The sequence below is a fragment of the Nocardioides sp. NBC_00163 genome (assembly GCF_045206295.1).
Classification (GTDB): Bacteria; Actinomycetota; Actinomycetes; order Propionibacteriales; family Nocardioidaceae; genus Nocardioides.
In genome coordinates this window covers 4571390-4593299 of the sequence record NZ_CP108155.1, presented here as the reverse complement: position 1 = coordinate 4593299, position 21910 = coordinate 4571390, and the positions used below count along the sequence as shown (strand labels likewise).

Here is a 21910-nt window from a genome sequence, read left to right as displayed (position 1 = left end):
CGGTCAGTAGGTTCAGTATGTGGTGACGTCGACCGACACCGACGACGTATCCCGCAGCGGCGCGATGCTCTCCGCCTCTGCAACGAGGGCCTCCTGATGACGTCTGCTCAGAGCCTCGAACGCCTGGAGCTCGACGCGCAGCTTCCGGCCGCTCTTGCGTGCTCGCCAGCTGCCGACGATCTCGCCGTCGGCGAGCATCGTCCCGGGGTCGCCGGCGGTCCTCCAGATGTCCCGGTGATGGGCCTTGTCCACGATGGTGTCTCGATCGCGCAGCTGGGTGTAGGCATCCCGGGGCGGAAGCAGCCGCACGCCGGTGGGCATCGTTGCCGTTCGAAGTGCGTCGAGATCGCCGGCGAGAGCCCATGTCCGACCACCGAAATCCACCTCGACCAGCTCATGCTCGAGATGGCTCCACCACGGATCGACATCCCCCGCCCGTACACCCAGCCACGTCGCGAAGTCGCTTCGGGTCGACGGGCCGTAGCAGCGCAGGTAGCGTCGGAGCAGCTCGCGGCGACAGGCCACGGGATCCGCCTCCGCGACGGGACGCCCGAGCCATTCCTCGGTCAGGACGAACGGGGCCCTGTTCCCGGTGCGCGGCGCGAAGCAGACGGTACGCTGCAGCGCGAGCAGGCGGACGCAGAAGTGCACCACCGCCTCGCCGATGGGCTGGCCTACGGCGTACGGCCCCTCTTCGTTCCAGACCCCGCGCTGCTGAGCCGTCAGCTCGGGAGCGATCCGGGCGGCCACCTCGGCTCCGAGCTCGTCGATTGCCAACTGTCGTCCCGACAGGACCTCGTGCGTGGCCGTCGTGACGATGTCGACCGTCTCTGTGAGACTCAACCCGAGCCGGTCGACGGCCTGCTCGACACCCAGCACGAAGTGCCGTCGCGCCTCCTCGGTCACAGGCAGCACCCCGGTCGTGTAGACCTCGGCCTCAGCGGTGGGGACGTAGTACGGGGCACCCCGCAAGCTCCACGTCAGCAGCATGGTCCTGTCCTCCACCGCCCCGGCGACCACGTCGGCCGAGACGCCCTCGACCCGAGCATGGAACGCCAGCAGCGCCGACCCTGGTGGAGTGTTCTGGATGCCGCACCGCCCGGCGGCCGTCAGCAGGTCCCGCTCGCCGAGCCGGACGTCGAGATGGTGCGACGCCAGCCGGAACGCGACCACGTTCTCCCGCTCGATACGCTCGGCCACCGGACCAGGGTACTGCCCGGGCTCACCCCGCGACCGAGGCTCTTGGTGACGTACGGGCGAAGGCGATCGCAGCGAGGGCCGCTGCCTGATCTCCGAGCAGCGCGTCATCGAAGACCACCCGCGGGGAGTGGTTCCACTCCACGCTGGCGAGATCGGTGTCCGCGGGCGAGGTGAGCATGCCGATGAAGGTGCCGGGGACCTCGTCGAGGACGAAGGAGAAGTCCTCCGAGCCCATCATCGGCGTCGGCATGATCATCACGCGCTCCTCGCCGAAGACGCCGCGGAGCACGTCGACCGTGTCGGCTGTCTCGGCGTCCGCGTTGACGGTGACGGGATACATCACGTCGAACTGCATCTCGGCCGTCAGCCCGTGAGCAGAAGCGACCCCCTCGATCACCCGCGGCAGACCCTCCTGAAGGATCGCGAGCGAGGCGGGTGACATGTTGCGTACGGTCGCGGCGAGCTCAACCGTCTCGGGGATGACGTTGATCGCGCCGTCGCCGGTGGACAGGCGCGTCACCGAGAGCACGACCGGGTCGAACGCGTCGAACCGCCTGGTCACGAAGCTCTGCAGGGCGAGCACCATCTCGGCGGCGGCGGGCACCGGATCGAGGGTCTGGTGCGGCTGGGAGCCGTGGCCGCCGCGGCCCTTGACCGTGACGGAGAGGTGGTTCGAGCCGGCCGCCATCGCGCCGGGCCGGGTGGCGAAGAGACCGCGCGGACCGGGGCCGACGTGGATCGCGTACGCAGCGACCGGCCGCTCCCCCGCGACATCGAGCAGCCCCTCCTCGAGCATGACCTTGGCCCCGCCGTGGCCCTCCTCACCGGGCTGGAACATGAAGATCACCGAGCCGTGCAGCTCGTCTCGGCGGGCCGAGAGGAGCTTGGCCGCGCCGACGAGTCCGGCGGTGTGCAGATCGTGGCCGCACGCGTGCATGTTGCCGTTGGTCGAGGCGAAGTCGAGCCCGGTCGCCTCCTCGATGGGCAGCGCGTCCATGTCACCGCGCAGCAGCACCGTGGGTCCGGGAAGCGCCCCGCGCAGCACCGCCACGACCGAGGTCGTCGCAGTGCCCGTGGTGATCTCGAGCGGCAGGCCCGCCAGGGCGGCGAGGACCCGCTGCTGCGTACGCGGCACGTCGAGGCCCAGTTCCGGGTCGGCGTGGATCGCCCGGCGCAGGGCGACGAGGTCGGGCAGGAGGGCTTCGGCGTCGGCGGCGAAGTCGGGGATGGTCATGGATCAGCCTTCCGGAGTGACGGCGGTGGGGGCAGGGGTGACGACGGGATCGGCAGCGGCGGCGCTCTCGCGCGGCATCCGCATGAAGGCGAGCGCGAGGGCGGAGAGGACGAACGCGGCGGCGCAGACGCTCCAGACCGTGACGTACCCACCGATCGAGGAGCTCAGCGAGCCCGATGCGGTGAACGCGGCGAGCACGACGGCGAACACGGCCCCGGCGGCCGATCCGCCGAGTGTGCGCAGCGAGTTGTAGACGCCGGCCGCGATGCCGGTCTGGTCGCTGGGCGCGAGCTCGGCGACCAGGGCGGGAAGGGCTCCGAGGAGCAGCCCCATCCCGATGCCGTTGACCGCGGAGACGAGGAAGATCTGCCACAGCTCGGAGTGGAACGCGATCTGGACGAGGAACCCGCAGGCCGGCAGCACGGCCCCGGTGACCAGGACCGCGCGGATGCCGACCCGGCGGGCGATCGACGCGAAGACGGCGGCGCCGACCGTGGCCAGGATCGTCACCACGGCGGTGACCGCGGATGCCGTGCCCGCCGTGGCGGCGAACCCGTAGCCGGTCTCGGCCGGGTCAGCGGTCAGGAACGTCGTCGACGGCGACTGCGCACCGAACATGACCATGCCGAAGAGGAACGCGGTGAGGTACACCGGCCCCATCCGCCCGGAGACGATGAGGCGTACGTCGATCGCCGGCGCCTCCGCGCGCAGCTCCCACCCGACCCAGAGCGCGAAGATCACCAGGGCCACGGCGAGGGTGCCGATGGTCGTGACGGAGGCGAACCCCTCGCTGGAGGCCAGTCGCAGCCCGAAGAGCAGCACGACCATGGCGAGGCCGATGCCGACGAAACCGAGCACGTCGATCCTGGTCCGGGTGCGGGTCGTGGACTCCGGCACCTTGACGAAGACCGCGTACACGCTGACCAGCACGAACAGCACCGGCATCAGCAGCGTCAGGGTGAGGCTCGGCAGCAGCGCGGAGAAGACTCCGGCTGAGATCGTGCCGAGGATCGCGCCGCCGGTGAGGCAAGAGACGAGCAGGCCGATCGAGGTGCGCGCGGTGTCGCCCTTGATCCGGTTGTGCACCAGCGCGATCTCCAGCGGCAGCCACACAGCGAGCGGCCCGACGAGGATGCGCGCGGCGAGCACGAGCGGATAGCTGGGCAGGAACGCCGTGACGACCGTGCCGATGAGCACGGAGACGACGCCGATGCGCAGCATCCGACGATGCCCGAAGATGTCACCGAGCTTGGAGAGCAGCGGAACGCAGACGGCGGCGGCGAGCGTCTGCACGGTGAGGAACCAGGTGATGTCCGAGTCGGAGACCCGGAGGTGGTCGGCGATCTCGCCGAGCAGCGGGGCGTAGAAGCCCTGGACGAAGCCGCTCGCGAGCTCGCAGAAGACGAGGAAGCCGACGATCGCGCGAGCGTTGATCTTCGGCGGGGACTGGGTGGGGGTGTCAGTGGTCATGGTTGGCCTGTTTCGTCAGCGCCGTCGAGGCGGCGCGGCGGTCGGGTGACGAGGGCGTCGATGATGTCGACGTAGTGGCGCTCGTCGATGTGGATGCGCTTGACCGACTGCCGATAGAGGGTGAGCCCGGCGATCGTGTCGAGAATGATGTCGTGGTGGACATCGGCAGGGAGCTCACCTCGGGCGATGGCCCGGTCGATGATCTCGATCCCCTGCTCGCGGCGGTGCTTGAAGAACCCCTCCCACAGGGCGGGGAAGACATCGGGCTCGAACATCGCCCGCATGCCATGCACCCGTTCGGGAGAGAGCTCCTGGTTTCGCTGGTTCTGACGAGCGTGCTCGAGAAGGTCGGCGCGTACGTCGCCACTGTCGGGTGTCGCCCCGAGCTCCACCTGTGACCGAACCACAGCAGCGACCAACGCACCCTTGTCGGCATAGCGCCGGTAGATCGCGGTCTTGCCGCAACCGACGGCCTTGGCGACCTTCTCCACACTCAGCCCGGCGTAGCCATACTCGCCGAGCAGACGTCCCGCCGTCTCCAGGATGCGACGCGTGAGGTCCTCATCCGTGGGCCGGCCGAGCTTCTCGTCAGATGCCATGCCCAAAACAATACGATACGACCTGTTTCGTATGTGTAAAAAGCGTGTCGCTCCCAAACCCTGTTCTTGGAACAGAGTCAAGGACGACGCCGTTCGCGCTACTTCCGATCGAGTCCGGCGATCAGCACGAGAGCGGCGAAGCCGTCGTCGCTGCCCGGCCACTGGGCTCGAACCGCGTCGATCCCTGCGCGACGTACGACACCACGCAGGACGGCGGCGACGATGATCGCGTCGTCGGCGTAGCCCAGCACCGGGATGAAGTCGGGCACCAGATCGATCGGCAGCGCGAGGTAGATCATCAGCAGCCCGAGCCTGATCCGTACGCCGCGAGGCATCGACCTGTCAGCCGCGAGCCGGCGCAGCAGCCGGACCACATCGGGCAGGATCCGCAGTGCCTCGCGCAACAGGTCGCCGCGCGGGCGGACGACGAGCAGCGCGACGACGAGGCAGAGCCAGGTGAGCAACAGCGCCGCGGCGACGCCGATCGCCAGGTCCCACCAGAACGATCCGGTCATCCTCACCCTCCGAGCCACGCCGCGCTCTGTGGTGGCGCCGCGCCCCTGAAGTCCATCACGGCGCCACACCGGACCGGACGGTCAGGCCGCGACGACCGCCACGCCCGTCCGTCCGCCGTCGACGTCCAGCACGGCGCCGTGGACGAACTCGGCCTCATCGGAGGCGAGGTACGCAACCGCCGCGGCGATCGCGTCCGGACCGCCCGAGCCACCCGCCGGGGTGCCGGCCATGAGTCCGTCGGCAGCCCAGGGGCCATCCAGAGCGGGGTCGCGAATGACCCCGGGCGAGACCGCGTTGACCCTGATCCCGCTGTCGGCGAACTCGGCGGACCAGGCGCGGGTGAGGGTCTCCATGGCCGCCTTCGTCGAGGCGTACAGGGCTCCCAGGGGGAGGCTCAGCCGCGCGACCCAGCTGCCGAGGTTGATGATGACGCCTCCACCAGCCGCCTGCATCTGCGGCGCGAGCGCCTGGGTCAGGAAGAACGGCGCCTTCACGTTGACGCCGTACACCTGGTCGAACATGGTGGCGTCGGCCGTGAGGGTGTTGGCCGCCGGGAAGATCCCGGCGTTGTTGACGAGGATGTCGAGCCGCCCACCGAGCGCGGCGAGGGCCTGCTCGGCGAGGGCAAGGCTCGCTTCGGGACTGCCGTCGAGATCCGCGGCGACGAAGTCGGCGCGGCCACCGTTCGTACGGATCGCCTCGACGACCGCCGCCCCGCGCTGTTCGTTGCGGCCGGACACGATCACGTGCGCGCCCTCGGCGGCGAGACGCTGAGCGATCGAGCGTCCGATGTTGCTGGTCGAGCCGGTGACGAGAGCCGTCTTCCCAGAGAATCTGTGTGTCATGTCTGCGACGGTAGAGAGCGTAAATTGGACTTACAAGTCCAGTATTTCGAGGAGCGGCATGGGCCCGACGCTGTTCCTCGAGGCGTCCGTGGAGGTCCTGTTCGATCACCTCCGCGGCTGATCCCCCGAGCAGTACGCTCGACCAGACGGCGAGCTGAACTCGACGTCATGGCTCACGGAGGAACCCATGCCACTCACCAGAGTCCACAATCTTTCGATCTCGCTCGACGGCTTCGCGACCGGGGAGCCGCAGTCGGCCGAGGCTCCGTTCGGGCATGCCGGCGAGCGCCTTCACGAATGGATGTTCGCCACCCGCTACTGGGATTCGTCCGGCGGCGCGGGCGCGGACGACGCGTTCGCGCAGCGGCACAGCCAGGGCATCGGCGCCGAGATCATGGGTGCGAACAAGTTCGGTCCGCCGGGATGGCAGGACGACCCGGACTGGAAGGGCTGGTGGGGTTCCAACCCGCCGTTCCACTCGCCGACCTTCGTCCTCACCCACCGGCCGCGTCCGCCCGTGGAGATGGAGGGCGGCACCACCTTCTACTTCCTGGACGCGTCCCCGGCCGAGGCCCTGGAGGCCGCGTTCGAGGCCGCCGATGGTCAGGACGTACGTCTTGGGGGCGGGGCGACGGTGGTGCGCGACTTCGTCGCCGCCGGGCTCGTCGATCTGATGCACCTGGTCCAGGTCCCGATCGTCCTCGGTCGTGGCGTACGCGTCTGGGACGGGCTGGAGGGCACGGAGAAGGACTACGACATCGAGGCGGTCTCGACACCCAGCGGCGTCACCCACCTGACCTTCACCCGCAAGCCTGCTGCCTCCTGACGCGGGCGAACGGTCCGTCGAGGGCCGCCCACTGCAGGAGCATGACCGTCTTGCCGTCGATGATCCGGCCGTCCCGGGTCATCGCGAGCGCCTCGGCGAAGTCGAGCTCGAGCACCTCGATGTCCTCGCCCTCCTCGGCGACCCCTCCCCCGTCACCGGTGCGGCTCGCCGGCGAGTAGGCGGCCGCGAAGAAGTGGAGCCGCTCGGTCACCGACCCGGGGCTCATGTAGGCGTCGAAGACGTGGTCGACGTCGGCCAGGCTGATGCCGAGCTCCTCGGCGCTCTCCCGCCGGATGGCGGTGACCGGGTCATCGGCATCCAGCAGCCCCGCGGCCGCCTCGATGAGGAGCCCGTCGGGATGGTCGTTGACGTAGACCGGATATCTGAACTGCCGCGTCAGCAGGACCGTGCCGCGCTCGACGTCGTACGGAAGGAGCACGGCGCCGTTCCCACGGTCGTACGTCTCGCGCTGCTGCGTCTCCCAGCGCCCGTCTCGTCGGCGGTAGTCGAACGTGGTGCGCCTGAGTACGTGCCACCCCTGCGAGGTCAGCTCGACGTCTCGGACCACGACGTCGGGGTTGCGGGTCAGCTCCCGCCCGGCGCGGTCGAGACCGGTGCGGCCTCGATGGTCGGGGACCTCGATGCCAGGGCGTGCGCGGGCTTCGGCTGTCGTCATGACGGCAGATTACATGCAATACTGTGCAAGAACAGAAAGGAACGTGCATGCTCGTTGGACAGCGCCGCGCCCATCTTCTGCGCATTCTGGACGAAACAGGCAAGATCGTGGCCAAAGACGTCGCTACAGACCTGGGCGTGTCCGAGGACAGCATCCGCCGCGATCTGCGCGACCTGGCCGCGGAAGGTCTGTGCCAGCGGGTCTACGGTGGCGCGCTCCCCGTCTCACCGGCGGTGGTCGACTACACCACCCGTCACAGCGTCGAGCCCGGCGGAAAGCGCGCGGTAGCGGCCACGGCCGCCGGCCTCGTACGCCCCGAAAGCACGCTCATCCTGGACGGAGGCACCACCGCCCTCGCCGTCGCGGAGGCACTTCCCCGGGACTTGGAGTGCACCGTCATCACCAACAGCCCGACCGTCGCCTCGGCCCTCCTGCAGCACCCGAGCGCCGACCTGTTCCTCCTCGGCGGCAGGGTCTTCAAGCACTCCGCGGTCGCCTGCGGCGCGGCAGCCGTCGAAGCAGCCCAGAACGTCTCCGCCGACCTCTGCCTCATCGGCGTCACCGGCGTTCACCCCGAGGCCGGCCTCACCACCGGCGACGCCGAGGATGCCGCGATGAAGCGCGCCCTGGCCGCGCGTGCGGCCGAGACGTACGTCCTCGCCTCCTCGGAGAAGATCGGCACCGCCTCCCCCTACCGGGTGCTCCCCTGGGATCAGGTCACCGGCATCATCACCGACGCCGACCAGACCGACGACGTGATCAAGCAGCTGTCAGCACTCGACGTCGAGATCCTGCACGCCGGCGGCGCGTTCTAGGAACGAGTCCCATGCCCAGCGGATCACCGAGTCACTGGGGCACCAGAGACGAAGGCCGCCCCAACCCTCGCGGTTGCCGTTCCAGAGCTCCTGGCGACCGTCGATTTGCCCGAACCCGAGGATCCGACCACCGACACCCGCATCAGAGTGTCTTCTTCATGAGCACACGACGGTATCCACTCTCGACCAAGTACCCGGTCTCCTCATACCCCAGCCGCGCGTAGAGTCGGCGATTCTCGGTCATCGCCTCATGCGTGAAGAGCTCGACGTACGCCGCGCCGCTGGCCGTCGCGCGAGTCTCGACCTGGGCGATCAGCGCTCGTCCGATTCCCCGGCCCTGATGACCCGGTGCCACCGCGAGGTTCTCCAACAGCACACCGTCGCCCCCCGCGCGCCTCATGACCGCGTATCCGGCGACGTCGTCATCAGCCATCGCCACCCAGACCTCGCCGGACTCGATCGCCTCCTCGTAATCTGCCCCCATCGGCCCCGGCTCGAGCCCGATCCGATCCACATACTTCGCGTACGCCGCCAACGCGATCTCCCTCAGCCTCGGCGCGTCCGCCGGCTCCGCCGGCCTGATCGGGATGGCGCTCATGGTGGCAACCGTACGACGCACGGCCGAGGTCTATGTGCGTCTGGTGAAGCGGATATCGCCGCTGGGTAGGCGTTCGTGGAGGTATGCGGCGTCGTGGGCGCGGTGGTGGTGATGACTGCAGAGCAGGGCAGCGTTGTCGAGATCGGTGGCGCCGCCTCGGGCCCATTCGATCCAGTGGTGGGCCTCTGCCCAGGTGCCGGGGATGTCGCAACCCTCGGCCTCACAAGTCGCCGACCTCAGCAGGAGGGCTCGACGTTGGGCCGCGGTGAAGAAACGTTCCTTGCAGCCGAAGTCGAGGACCTCCGAGGCACCACCGAGAACCGCCGGGATGATGTTCGCGGTGCACGCCAGCCGCCGGGCCTCAGCCGCCGTGATCGGACTGCCACCGACGATCTGGGCGATACCGGCGTCCTTGCGGAGCTGGTCGATGTCGATCGTGACGATCACCGTCGTCGCATCCCCGCCGTGGATCGGCAGCCGGGTCGGGTCGAGGGTCTCGAGCATTTGGCAGAAAGCACGGCCCAGGCGCCGGTCGTAGGGCAGGTACTCGCCTGTGTCGGTGCGGGTGCCGTCGTCGCGGCGGGGTGAGGCGAAGGCCTCGAGGTTGGTGGCCAGCCGGTCCGCGGCCGCGTCCGGGATGACCGCCGTGATCCGGGTGGTGCCGTCCCCGAGCCGCCGCATGGCCAGTCGGGTCTTCTTGCGGGCGTGGGCTTCCTCAGCAGCGAGCCGTCGCGCTTCTTCGGACTCGGCGATCTCGGGCGCGATGACATCGAGGATCCGGCGGCCCAGGCGACGCAGCTGGGTGGGATCGAACTGGGTCGCGTAGGCGACCAGCGTCTCCTCGGCCTTCGTCTTGATCTCGGGATCGAGGTCAGCAGGGAGGTCGTCGAGGGCATTGATGATCACCTGGGCCTGGGCCGAGTTGCAGGCACCGGCGCGCATCGCGGCCGCGACCTGGTGGTAGGTCCGGTCCAGGGCCTGAGCCAGTCGCAGGTCGGCGCGCAGGGTCTCGGGGCGCTGGTGGGTGTGGTGATGCAACCACGCCGCGACATCCCGAGCCGCGGACACAGCAGCGACGTCATCAGCGGTAGCGAGTACACGCAGCTCGAGTTCAGCCAGCTGCGCCTTCGCGCGGGCGATCTCGATCAGGGTGGTGGCCTTCTGGTCGGTGGCCATAAACGACGGATTCGCCTCAGAGACTCGGCCAAGCGCGGCGGTGACAGCGACCACGGCCCCGAGCACGGGGTGTTGTGGCTGTTGCAGCGTGGTCATCACGGTCACCTCCCGACGTACGAACTCAAGGGTTTCTGCCTGTGCAGAATCCCGGTTGGTTCGCTGGTCTCGGAGGCCCGGCAGTACGGGCTATTACTTACCCTCGCAGCTCAGCGTTCACGCCCCTGGTTCCCCTGGATTACCCCACCCCCGTTGTGTCTCGGGCAGATAGGGCACGCCTCTTTCGAGGTGGTCGGCCTTCACGTTTACGCCTGCGCCGAGCCTACCACACAAAGCAAAACCAATGAACCCAATCAGGGACAGATATCCCCACGAAAACCCAGACCGCTGCTGGAAGCCCGCAAGACACCCGAATGGCACCCAACCCAGACACCCTGCTTATAAATCTCCCAACCCAAACAACGTATTGGCCCCACCCACGCTGGAACTCAGGCACAAATCCCCGAGTAACCTGCAGCCATGAGTAAGCCGCTGGACGACGGGCCGTTCTACCACGGCACAAAGGCCGATCTTCGCGAAGGAGATCTACTCACCGCCGGGTTCCGCTCCAATTACAAGCCCGACGTCGTGATGAACCACATCTACTTCACCGCGCTCCCCGACGGCGCAGGCCTGGCCGCCGAGATCGCCCCCGGCGACGGAGATCCACGGGTCTACCTCGTCGAGCCGACCGGCGAGTTCGAGAACGACCCCAATGTCACGGACAAGAAGTTCCCCGGCAACCCGACCCGTTCCTACCGCAGCACGGCACCGCTGAAGATCGTCTCCGAGGTCCACGACTGGACCCGACTGACCCCGGAGGCCTTGCAGATGTGGCGAGACCGCCTCACTGCCATCCGCACGGATGATCGGGCCGAGATCATCAACTAACCGATCAGTGCAGGGCGGCGTCGGCCGAAGTCGTACGCCAGGCATGGAAGGCGATCGTGAGCCCCGCCCGCGTGGGAGCGCAGGTGAACGGCCCAGCCTCGGCGACGAGGTCTGGGGCGAACGGAACGAGTCGGACGAGCTGAAGAGGCCCACCGTCGACCGCGGCCCGGATGGTGAGCGCGTCACCGGATCGACTGACCCGCATGAGGACCTTCCGATCGCGCCAGTCGGGCACCGCCGCCAGCGACCAGTCCGATCTGCCGTCGGTGACGACAGCGCCGAGCTGCGGCCGGCCGTCGGCGTACTCGACGCCGGCCTTGACCCAGTGCGTCTCGCTGACGCGTACGAAGATCCCGGCCTGGTCGAACTGCTCCGAGAACGCGGCCGTGAACTCGACCTCGACCGCGGTGTCCTGGTCGAAGGGAGCCAGCAGGGCGTGCTCGCTGTCGTGGACGAACCCGTAGGAGGTCGTACGCCACGCGTCGCTCCCCTCGGCGGCGGTGACGAGCAGGTCAGAGCCGCGCGCGACAGCGGCGACGGGCGGATGGGTCCAGCGCCCACTCCCCCAGCGGATCGAGGTCAAGGCCCGTCAGCCCTCGCGAATGGTCATTTTGGTGAGCCGGTCGCCGTCGATGTCGAAGACGAACTTCGAGCGGCCGTTGGCGTGGGTGGAGCGCCAGTCGCCGATCACGGTCACGCTGGTGCCCGCGGCCTCGACCTCCTCGACGGCGAGGGTTCCCTGCGCGCCGATGAACTCGTTGTCGCTCCACCCCTTGATCTGCTCCCGTCCCGTGAAGACACGGCCCCAGTCGTCGACCGCTCCCCCCTCGGTGAAGGCGTCGAGGAACGCGGACTCGTCGTGCCGGTTGACGGCCTCGATGAAGGCCGCGACCGGTTCAGGGATCGTCTGCTCTGTCATGTGCACTCCTTCTCAGCGGGTGGTGTCGCGAGTATTCAGTGTCGCTCCTCGAGCCCCACGGCCTCGCGCAGGATGCGTACCGAGTCGGCGAGTTCCTCGTCGTCACGGGCCCGGGACTCCATGAGATCGGAGAGGGCCGAGGCGATGACGTTGAGCTTCTCGTGGGACGCCTCCTCCGAGCGCCGCCCGGCGTTCTGGAGCAGCACCAGCAACAGCAGCGAGAGGACCGAGGAGCCGGTGTGCACGGCCAGCTCCCACTTGGTGCTCGAGGACCAGAGCGGGAAGCTGACCGCCCACACCAGCAGAACGCCGACGATCACATAGAAGAACGGAGCATGGCTTACCACGGAGGTGACCACCTCCACGAAGCGTTCGAACCCGTTCCGTCCGTCGCCTCGCTGACGAGACTTCCTGGCCTTGTTCTCTACGGTCATGCGCACACCGTAGTCCCGATCGCCGCCGCTCAGGCCGCGATGACGGAGGTGACCAGGACGTACGCCGCCGTGCCGGCGAAGATGCTCAGCGTCATGCTGCCTCGCCACAGGTGCAACCCGATCGTGATCGCGAGGGCCAGTGCGGCCGGCCCGGCAGAGGTCAGGACGACAGGGTCCGTGTCGCGGAGGGTGTAGGCGGCGAGGATGACCATCACGCCGACGGGCATCCGGTCGCCGATGTAGGCCAGCAGCGCGCTGTGGCGCAGCGGAGCAAGCATCGCGAAGGGAGCCGCGCGAAGGGTCCAGGTGACGGCCGCGGAGACGAGGACGGCGGACAGGACGTACCAGGGATCAGTCACGCCTGCTCCTACGGGAGGCCAGGACGTACGAGCAGACCAGCGCGACACAGAACATGCCCATCGCGATCAGCAGCATGTTGTCCCGCGAGATCAGCGCCGCGACGATCGCGCAGCCCAGGGCGAGAGCCGAGATCGGCAGAGACCGACGGACCTTGTACGCCTCGATCCCCAGCACCGCGAACAATGCGGTGACCGCGAAGTCGAGGCCGACCACCTGCGGCGGGATCAGGGAGCCCAGCCCGGCGCCGGCGGCCACGCAGAGCACCCACGCCAGATGGAAGAAGGCCTGGATGCTGACGATCCTGGTCCGCGACCACCCGGCCGCCTCCGGCGTCGCGGTGAGCGCGTACGCCTCGTCGGTCAGGGCGAAGGTGCTGTAGGCCTTCCATCCGCGGCCGTGCACCCGGTGCATCGGGAACGAGATGGCGTAGAAGACATGCCGGAAGTTCACCAGCAGCGTGCTGACCGCGATCTGCGCCAGCGGAGCAGCGGCGGCCAGGAGGCCGACCAGCAGGAACTCCATGGAGCCGGCGAACACGACCGCGCCGAGCACCGGCGCCCACCACCAGGCGAGCCCGGACTGGACCACCAGTACGCCGAGCGCGAGCCCCAGCGGCACGACCGCGACACAGGCGGGAAGCACGGTGCGCCACCCGGCGGCGACCTCCTCGCGGGTCCCCGCGGGCTCCCGGTGCGCCGTCTCCATCTCCATCACCTGCATGTCGCAAGCCTAGGAAAGTTCTGACGTCCTTGGGTTGCCCATTGACGATGCTAAAGTGCCGCTATGCGCAATGATCATGCGATCGACGACCTGGATCGAGCAATCATTGCCGAGCTCGAGGATGACGCCCGGCTGAGCAACGCCGAGCTGGCCCGACGGGTCGGGCTCACCCCGGCGCCATGCCTGCGCCGCGTGCAGCGCCTGGAGCGCGACGGCGTGATCAAGGGCTACCACGCCAGCATCGACCCGAAGAGCGGTGGACGCGGTTTCGAGGTCATCGTGGCCATCGACATCGCCGTCAACGACGGCAAGACCATCGAGGACTTCGAGACCGCCGCCGTCGCCGTCCCCGAGGTCACCGAGATGCGCCGCATGCTCGGCCAGCCCGACTACTACCTGCGCGTCCAGGTCGCCGACCCCGATGCGTACGAGGCCCTCATCGTCGGGACGATCTCCCGACTGCCCGCGGTGAACAGGCTGCTCTCGCACCAGACCATGCGGCTGATCAAGGGCTGAGCACCTCTCGCGTCCGGTCGTCGGCGGGGACGAAGGTCTCCAGATGGAGGCCGTTGAGCGTGACGTCGGCGGCGCTCTCGATCTGGCTGGCGACGCTGAAGAAGCGGAGCACGTGGCCGCCCACGTCGATCTCCAGCGGGACGACCGGGTCGGCCAGCGGCCGGGCGGACGGCACGTCGGCGGAGGGGTACCCGGTGACCTCGTCCCGGAGCGCGACCAGGGCCGGGTCGCCTCCAGTGTGCGTGATGCGCCGGCCGAGCTGGTGGAGCAGGTGGGCGCGCCAGACGGGCAGGTTGCGGATGCGCGGGGCGAGTCCTCGCGGATGCAGGCAGAGCCGGATCACGTTCAGCGGAGGCTCGAGCAGGCTGGGGTCACAGCCGTCGAGCAGCCCGTCGACGGGCTCGTTGGCATCGACGATGTCCCAGTGGTCGTCGAGGAGCAGGGCCGGGTACGGCGCGTGGGCGTCCAACAGGCTGCGCAGGCCGGCCATCACCGGCGCGAGCGCGTCGTCGTCGGTCGCGCGGTGTGGATAACGAGGGGCGAACCCTCCGGCGAGCAGGAGCCGGTTCTGCTCGGCCATCGGCACCCGCATCACCTCGGCCAGTCGGACGATCATCTCCGGTGTCGGCCGGGAGCGCCCGTTCTCGACGTAGCTCACGTGCCGGGTGCTCACCTCGGCCTGAGTGGCGAGCGCGAGCTGGCTCAAGGACCGCAGCTCGCGCCAGCGGCGAAGCTCGGTGCCGACGGACGATGCCGATGATGGCGGCGCTGACGGTGACGTCGCGGTTGAGATCACGGCCCGAGGCTAGCCAACCCGGCATCGCAACGGCCATGACCTCAGAGGTTATCGACCAGCGCACCGACCAGCGGCGAACCTTCTCGTGGCAACCCGATCCGAGAGAAGGAAGACACCATGAACGACATCGTGACGCGCTACCTCGACACCTGGAACGCCACCGACGAGTCGGTGCTCACCGAGCTGCTGGCCAAGCACTGGTCCGACGACTGCGTCTACGTGGACCCGCTCGCCGACGTCCAGGGCCGCGAGGCCGTCGGGGCGACCATCCAGGCCGTACGTGCGCAGTTCCCGGACTTCGTGTTCACGCCCGTGGGCGCCGTCGACTTCCACCACCAGCAGGCCCGCTTCCAGTGGGGTCTGGGACCGGCCGGCGAGGAGCCTGTCGTCATCGGCTTCGACGTGGTCGTGGTCGACGCGGACCAGCGGATCCGTGACGTACGCGGCTTCCTCGACAAGGTTCCCGCCTGAGATCAGGCGCGCGGCAGCACGCCCACGAGCGCAGCGCTGAAGGACGTCCGCAGGGCGTCGCGCAGATCCAGACGGAGTACGCCGAGGTCGGGCTCGTCCGCGTAGGCGGCGAGCAGGCTGGGCGGTGGCGGGTCGTACGCCGCGAGGGCGCCCGCCGAGATCAGGCTCATCAGGCAGAACGTCTGGGCGCCGTCACCGAGCTCGGGCAGGTGACGGCGCACGAGCTCGGCCATGGTCGCGAGCTTCGCATGGGAGGAGCGCTTGTGACGCTTGACGACCTCGACCGAGACGTTGTGCTCGAGGACGCCACCCTGCGCGCCGACGAGGTCGCAGAGCACCATCCGCTCGGCCAGCGACCGACTGAGGATCTCGGCCAGCTGGTCCGCCCGAACCTCCGGTGACGCATCGGCCTCGATCCCCGCAGCCAGCTCCTCGGCCAGCTCCTTGAGCCACCTTCCCAAGAAGTCGTCCAGCAGCTCGAGCAGCACCGCCTCGCGCGACTCGAAGTAGCGCAGGACGTTCGACTTGGCCAGCCCCACCCGCCGGCTGAGCTCGTTGAGACTCACCTCGGCCACCGGCATCTCGTCGAGCATCCCCGCCGCCGTGTCCAGGATGGCCCGCCGGCGGATCTCCCGTTGCTCGTCGCTTCGCGCCCGTTGGAATGTCACAGCCCCAGACTAACTTAAAGACCGCCGGTCCCTTGACATTAGACCACCGGTCTCTTAAGTTGATCACAACAGACCGATGGTTCTTTAAGGAGCAGGCAAATGAGCGAAACCTGGACCGAACAGCACATCCCCGATCAGCACGGCAGAGTCGCGATCGTGACCGGCGCCAACACCGGGCTGGGCTACGAGACCGCCCGGATGCTCGCCGAGCACGGAGCCCACGTGGTCCTGGCCGTCCGCGACGTCGAGAAGGGGAAGCAGGCGGCCGCGCGCATCGGCGGCGACGTCTCCGTCCAGGTCCTGGACCTGACCTCCCTGGACTCGGTCCGGTCGGCGGCGGCCGACCTCCGCGCCGCCCATCCGCGGATCGACCTGCTGATCAACAACGCCGGCGTGATGTACACACCGAAGCAGACCACCGAGGACGGGTTCGAGCTGCAGTTCGGCACCAACCACCTGGGCCACTTCGCCTTCACCGGGCTGCTGCTGGACCACCTCCTCCCCGTCCCCGGCTCCCGGGTGGTCACCGTCAGCAGCATCGGCCACCGCATCCGCGCCGACATCCACTTCGACGACCTGCAGTGGGAGCGCTCCTACAGCCGCGTCGCCGCGTACGGCCAGGCCAAGCTCGCCAACCTGATGTTCACCTACGAGCTCCAGCGCCGGCTCGCACCGCACGGCACCACGGTCGCGGTGGCCGCTCATCCCGGCGGGTCCAACACCGAGCTCGCCCGCAACACACCCGCCGCGCTTCGGGTGCCGCTCACCTGGCTCGCGCCGCTGATCACCCAGCCGGCCGAGATGGGCGCCCTGCCGACCCTGCGCGCCGCGACCGACCCGTCCGTCATCGGCGGCCAGTACTACGGACCCGGCGGCCGGGGCGAGGTCCGCGGACATCCGAAGCTGGTGACCTCCAGCCCCGCCTCCTACGACCTGCAGACGCAGCAGCGACTGTGGACCGTCTCGGAGGAGCTCACCGGCGTACGCATCCCGCTCGACAGCTGAGCCGTGGATCAGGCCTGGTCCACGACCAGAGGCGAGAGCGGCCGCTCGAAGAAGGTCTCCAGGACCACCGTCGCCTGCGTTCCGCTGACGCCCTCGATGGCGTAGATCCGGCGCAGCACGTCCTGCAGCTGCTCGGTGGTCGCGGTCCTGACCTTCACCAGCACCGAGGCGCTGCCCGCGATGATGTGCGCCTCCACGATCTCCGGAAGCTCGGCGAACGCCTGCGCCGAGTCCCCCATCCATGACGTCGAGTCGACCATGACGTACGCCAGGACGCCGCTGCCCACGGCGGCCGGGTCCACGTCGGCGGTGGTGCGCCGGATGACGCCACTCTCACGCAGCTTGCGTACGCGCTCGTGAGCCGCGCCCGCGGAGAGGCCGACGGCCTGGCCGAGCGTGGCGTAGGACTGGGTGGCGTCGCGCTGGAGCTCGGCCAGCAGCTCGCGATCGATCTGGTCCACAGGTACTCCATTCAGAAATATCTTGCGTGAACCGTATCTCATCTTGCAGTCTTCGCCTCAGGCCGATTCAGGTTCGGCATCCTGGATACTGAGGAGTGGACTCCATGAGCAGCGATCGCCCTGGGCTGTACGAGATGCTTGACGACCGATTCCGCACCGGGCGGTGCATGAACGGTGACGAGGCGCTGGAAGTGCTCTTCACCGGGTGCCGTTGGGCCGAGGGGCCGATCTACGTGCCCGCCTGGCGTCAGGTGGTCTGGAGCGACATCCCCAACGACCGAATGCTGCGCTGGGACGAGGAGACCGGGAACGTGGGCGTCTTCCGCCGCTCTGCCGGGCACACCAACGGCAACACCCTCGACCGCGAGGGCCGGCTGATCACCTGCGAGCAGGGCAACCGCCGGGTCACCAGGACCGAGCACGACGGCACGATCACCGTGCTGGCCGAGCGCTGGCAGGGCAAGCGCCTGAACAGCCCCAACGACGCGACCGTGAAGTCCGACGGCTCGATCTGGTTCTCCGATCCCGACTTCGGCATCACCAGCGACTACGAGGGTTACCGCGCGGAGAGCGAGATCGGTTCCAACAACGTCTACCGGATCGACCCCGCCACCGGCGAGGTCCGCCTGGTCGCGGACTGCTTCGGCGCGCCGAACGGACTGGTCTTCTCCCCCGACGAACGCCAGCTCTTCGTCTCCGACACCCGCGCCGGCAAGATCTGGGTCTTCGACGTACGCGAGGACGGCACCCTGTCCGACGGATCGGTCTTCGCCGAAGCCGGAGCCCGCGATGGCGCCCGCTTCGACAACCTCCGCTTCGACGACGGCGGCCGGCTCTGGGTCGCCGCGATGTTCGACGGCGTGCACTGCTACGACCCCGACGGCACCCTCATCGGCCGGCTGAACGTCCCCGAAGTCGTCTCCAACATCTCCTGGGGCGGCGCCAAGCGCAACCGCCTCTTCATCACCGCCGAGACCAGCCTGTACTCCGTCGTCATGGGCGTCACCGGCACCCACCCGACCGGACCCGGGCGGCAGCCCTGGCGGTAGCCGGCGGCGATCCGGGACTTCAGAAGGCCCGGTCCGCGACCCGTACGCGCTCAGCGTTCTTGAGCACAGACGCAAGACGCGCGATGTCGACCGGAGCGGCGGGTGCGGTCATCATGTCCTCGACAGGGGTCGACTGGTCGGCGAGGTAGACGCGGGTGTAGCCGGCAGCCTCCGGCTCGAAGCGCCAACTCTCGGCAAGGGATCCCGCATCGTGTACGTCGTAGCCCAAGCGGTCGATCATGGCGGCCGCGACGGACTTCGCCCGCTGATCATCGCCGGCGATCGGCAGGGCCGTGCGGTCGGCGGCGCCTGAAGGCCTGGCGAGCAGCGGGATGTGGTGCGCCAGGATGTTGTTGAACGCCTTGACCAGATGCCCGCCCGCGAAGTGTCGCTGCACGAGCTCGCTCGTGGTGACCTGCTCGTCGTCCAGCTCGCGGATGCGGCCGTCCCGGTAGGGGTAGTAGTTGCCGGTGTCCAGCACCACCTTGCCGGCGAGCAGCGACGGCGGGATGCTCGTGTGGGCCGGCAGCGGCACCGACAACACGACGACCTCGCCCGCGGCTGCCGCCTGCTCGACTGTCCCCGCCACGGCCAGCGGACCCAGCTCCTCGACCAGGTCGGCCAGGCTCTCCGGTCCCCGCGAGTTGGCGATGACGACGGGTACGCCGCCCGCAACCGCCAGCCGGGCAATGGCCGCCCCGATGTTCCCGCTGCCGATGATTCCGAGCCTGGACATGATCCTCGATCCGACGAAGGTGGTGGACTGTACGTGCTGAGACGTCCCGTCGCTATGTTCACCTTCATTTAAACATAGGACTGCGAGATACTGAGAACATGGCCAGCCGCACCTCGACTCCCCTCACGCACCCCGAGCGGGAGGAGCTCGACCTGTTCCAGGTCATGTCGGCGCTGGTGGACCCGATCCGACGGGGCATCGTGGTCCAGCTCGCCGCCTCGGCGGACCCCACGCCCTGCACCGAGTTCCCGCTGCCCGTCAGCAAGGCCGCAGGGACCCGGCACTTCCGGACCCTGCGCGAGGCCGGGATCATCCACCAGCACGATGTGGGCGTACGCCGCATGAACCGCCTGCGGCGCGAGGACCTCGAAGCGCGCTTCCCCGGACTGCTCGAGCTCGTACTGCGCGAGGCATCCTGACGGAGCGCCCGCGCCCGTGATCGGCAGAAGCGCACTCACCTGAACCGGGGGATGCGACAGGACCCGCCGAGAGATCAGTGTCTGGAGCAAACGACGAGGGGCGGAGACGAGATGGCCAAGCAGTTCAATGGAATCGTCAATCTCGACGTGCGGGACTCGGTCCCGGACTGGACGCCCTTCCGCGAGCCGCCGGCTCCGGAGGGCGCTCCCAACGTACTGCTGGTTCTCTACGACGACACCGGCATGGCCGCGTGGTCGCCGTACGGCGGCCGCATCAACATGCCGACCATGCAACGGCTCGCCGACAACGGCTTGACCTACACCCAGTGGCACACCACGGCGCTCTGCTCGCCGACCCGATCGTGCCTGCTCACGGGGCGCAACCACCACGAGAACGGCTTCGCCCAGATCGCTGAGGGTGCCCAGGGGTTCCCCGGCCACACCGGCCACATCCCGATGGAGAACGCCACCATCGGCGAGGTGCTGCGCGAGAACGGCTACAACACCTTCTGGGTCGGCAAGAACCACAACGTCCCGCTCGACGAGTGGGCGGTCGGGGCGAGCAAGCGAAACTGGCCGCTGGCGCGCGGGTTCGACCGCTTCTACGGGTTCATCGGCGGCGAAACCAACAACTGGTTCCCGACCTTGGCCGAGGACAACCACTACGTCGACCAGCCCTACCTCCCCGAGGACGGCTACCACCTCTCCAAGGACCTTGCCGACAAGGCGATCTCGTTCATCGCCGACAGCAAGACCTCGGCACCGAAGAAGCCGTGGTACCTCTGGTTCTGCCCCGGCGCCAACCACGCCCCGCACCACGCGCCGGAGGAGTACATCGCGAAGTACGCCGGCCAGTTCGACGACGGCTACGAGGCCTACCGCGAGTGGGTGCTGCCACGGATGGTCGAGCGCGGCATCCTTCCGGAGGGCACGGAGCTCACCGACATCAACCCGCTGCCCGGCGAGGCCGCGCAGCCCATGGACCACGTACGGCCCTGGGAGTCCCTCAATGACGAGGAGAAGCGGCTCTTCGCGCGGTTCGCCGAGGTCTACGCAGGGTTCTCGGAGTACACCGACGCCCAGGTCGGCCGGATCATCGACTACCTCGAGGAGACGGGCCAGCTCGACAACACGATCGTCATGTACGCCGCCGACAACGGCGCCTCCGGGGAAGGGGGTCCGGACGGCACGGTGAACGAGAACAAGTTCTTCAACGCCTATCCCGAGAACCTTCAGCAGAACCTCTCGATGCTGGATCAGCTGGGCTCGCCCGAGACCTACAACCACTACCCGACCGGGTGGGCGACGGCCTTCTCGACGCCGTTCAAGATGTTCAAGCGCTACACCTACCAGGGCGGTGTCGCGGATCCGCTGGTGATCTCCTGGCCACGGGGGATCGCCGCTCGGGGCGAGGTACGCAATCAGTACCACCACGCCATCGACATCGTGCCGACCATCCTCGAGTGCGTCGGTCTGGAGATGCCGGAGTCGGTGCAGGGGTACGCACAGAGCGAGCTGCCCGGCGTCTCGATGAGGTACAGCTTCGAGGCAGACGGTCCATCGCAGAAGGTCGTCCAGTACTACGAGATGATGGGCACGCGCGCTCTGTGGAGCCAGGGCTGGCACGTCGTCGCGCAGCGGGCACCGCAGCAGGGCGGCACCGCTTCCGACCTCCTCAACGACACCTGGGAGCTCTACCACTCCGACGAAGACCGCGCCGAACACCACGACCTCGCCGCCGAGCATCCCGACAAGGTCAAGGAGCTGGTCAACCTCTGGTACGTCGAGGCCGGCAAGTACGACGTACTGCCGCTCGACAACCGGTCGCTCGCCGACCTGGTCAGGGAGATGCCGGTGGCGGAGATTCCCGAGGGCGGCGTCTACCGCTACTACTCGGACACCTCTCCCGTGCCCGAGTTCGCCGCAGCCGAGATCCGCGGCCGGTCGTTCAAGATCCTGGCCCAGGTGGAGCTCGACGACGACGCGGAAGGCGTGATCATCGCGAACGGGGCCCGCTTCGGCGGGCACACGCTCTTCATCAAGGACCGGAAGCTCTGGTACGCGTACAACTTCCTCGGGATCCCACCCGAGCAACAGCTGGTCTCAGCGGACGACCTGACACCCGGAAAGCATGTGCTCGGCGTGGAGTTCTCCAAGGAGGGCCACGGCGAACACCAGGAGGCGATCGGAACGGCGACGCTCTACGTCGACGACCAGGCGGTCGCCAAGGGCGAGTGGAAGACGCAGCCCGGCCACTTCGCACTGTGTGGCGAGGGGCTCACCGTGGGCAAGGACGGCGCCGACCCGGTCTCGCGGGAGTACTCGTCACCCTTCGCTCTCACCGGGGCCAAGATCAGGGTGGTCGAGATCAACATCGGCGACGACGTCTACCTCGACCTGGAGCGCGACTTCCACGCCGCGATGTCTCGAGACTGATGAGGATCCTCCCGTCCAGCGGGACGTGACTCCCCTTC

The 21910-nt window shown here is 68.5% G+C and carries 27 protein-coding genes; 9 read left to right on the top strand and 18 right to left on the bottom strand.

Annotation, left to right across the window (positions count from 1 at the left end):
- Positions 1 to 12 precede the first annotated feature (12 nt).
- The 6 genes from OG801_RS21980 to OG801_RS21955 all read right to left on the bottom strand — a co-directional run bounded on the left by OG801_RS21980 (position 13) and on the right by OG801_RS21955 (position 5864).
- Positions 13 to 1200 (bottom strand): winged helix DNA-binding domain-containing protein, encoded by a 1188-nt coding sequence (locus OG801_RS21980; RefSeq protein WP_406031376.1) that lies wholly within the window; start codon positions 1198 to 1200, stop codon positions 13 to 15.
- 22 nt (positions 1201 to 1222) lie between these two features.
- Entirely contained in the window at positions 1223 to 2434 is a 1212-nt protein-coding gene (locus OG801_RS21975) for a M20 family metallopeptidase (protein ID WP_406031374.1), read from the bottom strand.
- A gap of 3 nt (positions 2435 to 2437) precedes the next feature.
- On the bottom strand, positions 2438 to 3904 hold the full coding sequence (locus tag OG801_RS21970; protein WP_406031372.1) for an MFS transporter: 1467 nt from the start codon (positions 3902 to 3904) through the stop codon (positions 2438 to 2440).
- Positions 3901 to 4503: a TetR/AcrR family transcriptional regulator gene (locus OG801_RS21965; RefSeq protein WP_355018540.1), complete on the bottom strand. Its 603-nt coding sequence runs from the start codon at positions 4501 to 4503 to the stop codon at positions 3901 to 3903. Before OG801_RS21965 ends, OG801_RS21970 begins: the two co-directional genes overlap by 4 nt.
- Before the next feature lie 98 nt (positions 4504 to 4601).
- Complete coding sequence (locus OG801_RS21960) at positions 4602 to 5018, bottom strand: YkvA family protein (RefSeq protein ID WP_406031370.1); 417 nt, start codon at positions 5016 to 5018, stop codon at positions 4602 to 4604.
- An 81-nt stretch (positions 5019 to 5099) separates the two neighbouring features.
- Entirely contained in the window at positions 5100 to 5864 is a 765-nt protein-coding gene (locus OG801_RS21955; protein WP_406031368.1) for an SDR family NAD(P)-dependent oxidoreductase, read from the bottom strand.
- Positions 5865 to 6051: 187 nt separating this feature from the next.
- Between OG801_RS21955 and OG801_RS21950 the strand changes: the two genes are divergently transcribed.
- The gene (locus OG801_RS21950; protein WP_406031366.1) at positions 6052 to 6690 is read left to right on the top strand and encodes a dihydrofolate reductase family protein; all 639 of its coding nucleotides are present in this window, start codon (positions 6052 to 6054) and stop codon (positions 6688 to 6690) included.
- On the opposite strand, the gene OG801_RS21945 is transcribed toward OG801_RS21950, so the two are convergent.
- A complete protein-coding gene (locus tag OG801_RS21945; RefSeq protein ID WP_406031364.1) occupies positions 6665 to 7366 on the bottom strand; it encodes an NUDIX domain-containing protein in 702 nt (233 codons plus the stop codon). The two genes, OG801_RS21950 and OG801_RS21945, sit on opposite strands and share 26 nt — an antisense overlap.
- A 47-nt stretch (positions 7367 to 7413) precedes the next feature.
- On the opposite strand from OG801_RS21945, the gene OG801_RS21940 reads away from it, so the two are divergent.
- Entirely contained in the window at positions 7414 to 8181 is a 768-nt protein-coding gene (locus tag OG801_RS21940; RefSeq protein WP_406031362.1) for a DeoR/GlpR family DNA-binding transcription regulator, read from the top strand.
- A gap of 142 nt (positions 8182 to 8323) precedes the next feature.
- Here OG801_RS21940 and OG801_RS21935 read toward each other — a convergent pair whose 3' ends face one another.
- Together OG801_RS21935 and OG801_RS21930 are read right to left on the bottom strand one after the other, a co-directional pair.
- Complete coding sequence (locus tag OG801_RS21935) at positions 8324 to 8779, bottom strand: GNAT family N-acetyltransferase (RefSeq protein ID WP_406031360.1); 456 nt, start codon at positions 8777 to 8779, stop codon at positions 8324 to 8326.
- Positions 8780 to 8809: 30 nt separating this feature from the next.
- Entirely contained in the window at positions 8810 to 9955 is a 1146-nt protein-coding gene (locus OG801_RS21930; RefSeq protein ID WP_406031358.1) for a DUF222 domain-containing protein, read from the bottom strand.
- A 516-nt stretch (positions 9956 to 10471) separates the two neighbouring features.
- Between OG801_RS21930 and arr the strand changes: the two genes are divergently transcribed.
- A complete protein-coding gene (gene arr / locus OG801_RS21925) occupies positions 10472 to 10882 on the top strand; it encodes an NAD(+)--rifampin ADP-ribosyltransferase (RefSeq protein ID WP_406031357.1) in 411 nt (136 codons plus the stop codon).
- Between the two features lie 4 nt (positions 10883 to 10886).
- On the opposite strand, the gene OG801_RS21920 is transcribed toward arr, so the two are convergent.
- The 5 genes from OG801_RS21920 to OG801_RS21900 are packed head-to-tail and all read right to left on the bottom strand — an operon-like array spanning position 10887 to position 13315.
- Complete coding sequence (locus OG801_RS21920) at positions 10887 to 11465, bottom strand: DUF1349 domain-containing protein (RefSeq protein WP_406031355.1); 579 nt, start codon at positions 11463 to 11465, stop codon at positions 10887 to 10889.
- 6 nt (positions 11466 to 11471) lie between these two features.
- The gene (locus OG801_RS21915) at positions 11472 to 11801 is read right to left on the bottom strand and encodes a nuclear transport factor 2 family protein (RefSeq protein WP_406031353.1); all 330 of its coding nucleotides are present in this window, start codon (positions 11799 to 11801) and stop codon (positions 11472 to 11474) included.
- Positions 11802 to 11836: 35 nt separating this feature from the next.
- Positions 11837 to 12235: a low affinity iron permease family protein gene (locus OG801_RS21910; protein ID WP_355018529.1), complete on the bottom strand. Its 399-nt coding sequence runs from the start codon at positions 12233 to 12235 to the stop codon at positions 11837 to 11839.
- Between the two features lie 29 nt (positions 12236 to 12264).
- Positions 12265 to 12594 (bottom strand): AzlD domain-containing protein, encoded by a 330-nt coding sequence (locus OG801_RS21905; RefSeq protein WP_355018528.1) that lies wholly within the window; start codon positions 12592 to 12594, stop codon positions 12265 to 12267.
- Positions 12587 to 13315, bottom strand: a complete 729-nt coding sequence (locus OG801_RS21900; RefSeq protein ID WP_406031350.1) for an AzlC family ABC transporter permease — start codon at positions 13313 to 13315, stop codon at positions 12587 to 12589. The genes OG801_RS21905 and OG801_RS21900 overlap by 8 nt, the downstream gene beginning before the upstream one ends.
- A gap of 63 nt (positions 13316 to 13378) precedes the next feature.
- Here OG801_RS21900 and OG801_RS21895 point away from each other — a divergent pair, with 63 nt between their 5' ends.
- On the top strand, positions 13379 to 13831 hold the full coding sequence (locus tag OG801_RS21895; protein WP_350838185.1) for an Lrp/AsnC family transcriptional regulator: 453 nt from the start codon (positions 13379 to 13381) through the stop codon (positions 13829 to 13831).
- Here the strand turns inward: OG801_RS21895 and OG801_RS21890 are convergent.
- A complete protein-coding gene (locus OG801_RS21890) occupies positions 13821 to 14627 on the bottom strand; it encodes a helix-turn-helix domain-containing protein (RefSeq protein WP_406031348.1) in 807 nt (268 codons plus the stop codon). The genes OG801_RS21895 and OG801_RS21890 overlap by 11 nt on opposite strands.
- 117 nt (positions 14628 to 14744) lie before the next feature.
- Here OG801_RS21890 and OG801_RS21885 point away from each other — a divergent pair, with 117 nt between their 5' ends.
- Entirely contained in the window at positions 14745 to 15098 is a 354-nt protein-coding gene (locus OG801_RS21885) for a nuclear transport factor 2 family protein (protein WP_406031346.1), read from the top strand.
- 2 nt (positions 15099 to 15100) lie between these two features.
- On the opposite strand, the gene OG801_RS21880 is transcribed toward OG801_RS21885, so the two are convergent.
- Positions 15101 to 15766, bottom strand: a complete 666-nt coding sequence (locus tag OG801_RS21880) for a TetR/AcrR family transcriptional regulator (RefSeq protein WP_406031344.1) — start codon at positions 15764 to 15766, stop codon at positions 15101 to 15103.
- A 99-nt stretch (positions 15767 to 15865) separates the two neighbouring features.
- Here OG801_RS21880 and OG801_RS21875 point away from each other — a divergent pair, with 99 nt between their 5' ends.
- Positions 15866 to 16771 (top strand): SDR family NAD(P)-dependent oxidoreductase, encoded by a 906-nt coding sequence (locus OG801_RS21875; protein ID WP_406031342.1) that lies wholly within the window; start codon positions 15866 to 15868, stop codon positions 16769 to 16771.
- Positions 16772 to 16779: 8 nt separating this feature from the next.
- Here OG801_RS21875 and OG801_RS21870 read toward each other — a convergent pair whose 3' ends face one another.
- The gene (locus OG801_RS21870; protein WP_406031340.1) at positions 16780 to 17232 is read right to left on the bottom strand and encodes an Lrp/AsnC family transcriptional regulator; all 453 of its coding nucleotides are present in this window, start codon (positions 17230 to 17232) and stop codon (positions 16780 to 16782) included.
- 104 nt (positions 17233 to 17336) lie between these two features.
- Between OG801_RS21870 and OG801_RS21865 the strand changes: the two genes are divergently transcribed.
- Complete coding sequence (locus OG801_RS21865; protein ID WP_406031338.1) at positions 17337 to 18281, top strand: SMP-30/gluconolactonase/LRE family protein; 945 nt, start codon at positions 17337 to 17339, stop codon at positions 18279 to 18281.
- Between the two features lie 19 nt (positions 18282 to 18300).
- Here the strand turns inward: OG801_RS21865 and OG801_RS21860 are convergent, their stop codons facing one another.
- Complete coding sequence (locus OG801_RS21860; protein WP_406031337.1) at positions 18301 to 19017, bottom strand: NADPH-dependent F420 reductase; 717 nt, start codon at positions 19015 to 19017, stop codon at positions 18301 to 18303.
- A 98-nt stretch (positions 19018 to 19115) separates the two neighbouring features.
- Here OG801_RS21860 and OG801_RS21855 point away from each other — a divergent pair, with 98 nt between their 5' ends.
- On the top strand, positions 19116 to 19436 hold the full coding sequence (locus OG801_RS21855) for an ArsR/SmtB family transcription factor (RefSeq protein ID WP_406023450.1): 321 nt from the start codon (positions 19116 to 19118) through the stop codon (positions 19434 to 19436).
- Positions 19437 to 19547: 111 nt separating this feature from the next.
- Complete coding sequence (locus OG801_RS21850; protein ID WP_406031335.1) at positions 19548 to 21872, top strand: arylsulfatase; 2325 nt, start codon at positions 19548 to 19550, stop codon at positions 21870 to 21872.
- Positions 21873 to 21910 lie beyond the last annotated feature (38 nt).

Bases quoted from the DNA above. Each gene is read 5' to 3' on its own strand.
- OG801_RS21975 (WP_406031374.1), bottom strand. From the start codon at position 2,434: ATGACCATCCCCGACTTCGCCGCCGACGCCGAAGCCCTCCTGCCCGAC.
- OG801_RS21970 (WP_406031372.1), bottom strand. From the start codon at position 3,904: ATGACCACTGACACCCCCACCCAGTCCCCGCCGAAGATCAACGCTCGC.
- OG801_RS21965 (WP_355018540.1), bottom strand. From the start codon at position 4,503: ATGGCATCTGACGAGAAGCTCGGCCGGCCCACGGATGAGGACCTCACG.
- OG801_RS21960 (WP_406031370.1), bottom strand. From the start codon at position 5,018: ATGACCGGATCGTTCTGGTGGGACCTGGCGATCGGCGTCGCCGCGGCG.
- OG801_RS21955 (WP_406031368.1), bottom strand. From the start codon at position 5,864: ATGACACACAGATTCTCTGGGAAGACGGCTCTCGTCACCGGCTCGACC.
- OG801_RS21950 (WP_406031366.1), top strand. From the start codon at position 6,052: ATGCCACTCACCAGAGTCCACAATCTTTCGATCTCGCTCGACGGCTTC.
- OG801_RS21945 (WP_406031364.1), bottom strand. From the start codon at position 7,366: ATGACGACAGCCGAAGCCCGCGCACGCCCTGGCATCGAGGTCCCCGAC.
- OG801_RS21940 (WP_406031362.1), top strand. From the start codon at position 7,414: ATGCTCGTTGGACAGCGCCGCGCCCATCTTCTGCGCATTCTGGACGAA.
- OG801_RS21935 (WP_406031360.1), bottom strand. From the start codon at position 8,779: ATGAGCGCCATCCCGATCAGGCCGGCGGAGCCGGCGGACGCGCCGAGG.
- OG801_RS21930 (WP_406031358.1), bottom strand. From the start codon at position 9,955: ATGGCCACCGACCAGAAGGCCACCACCCTGATCGAGATCGCCCGCGCG.
- arr (WP_406031357.1), top strand. From the start codon at position 10,472: ATGAGTAAGCCGCTGGACGACGGGCCGTTCTACCACGGCACAAAGGCC.
- OG801_RS21915 (WP_406031353.1), bottom strand. From the start codon at position 11,801: ATGACAGAGCAGACGATCCCTGAACCGGTCGCGGCCTTCATCGAGGCC.
- OG801_RS21910 (WP_355018529.1), bottom strand. From the start codon at position 12,235: ATGACCGTAGAGAACAAGGCCAGGAAGTCTCGTCAGCGAGGCGACGGA.
- OG801_RS21900 (WP_406031350.1), bottom strand. From the start codon at position 13,315: ATGCAGGTGATGGAGATGGAGACGGCGCACCGGGAGCCCGCGGGGACC.
- OG801_RS21895 (WP_350838185.1), top strand. From the start codon at position 13,379: ATGCGCAATGATCATGCGATCGACGACCTGGATCGAGCAATCATTGCC.
- OG801_RS21885 (WP_406031346.1), top strand. From the start codon at position 14,745: ATGAACGACATCGTGACGCGCTACCTCGACACCTGGAACGCCACCGAC.
- OG801_RS21875 (WP_406031342.1), top strand. From the start codon at position 15,866: ATGAGCGAAACCTGGACCGAACAGCACATCCCCGATCAGCACGGCAGA.
- OG801_RS21865 (WP_406031338.1), top strand. From the start codon at position 17,337: ATGAGCAGCGATCGCCCTGGGCTGTACGAGATGCTTGACGACCGATTC.
- OG801_RS21860 (WP_406031337.1), bottom strand. From the start codon at position 19,017: ATGTCCAGGCTCGGAATCATCGGCAGCGGGAACATCGGGGCGGCCATT.
- OG801_RS21855 (WP_406023450.1), top strand. From the start codon at position 19,116: ATGGCCAGCCGCACCTCGACTCCCCTCACGCACCCCGAGCGGGAGGAG.
- OG801_RS21850 (WP_406031335.1), top strand. From the start codon at position 19,548: ATGGCCAAGCAGTTCAATGGAATCGTCAATCTCGACGTGCGGGACTCG.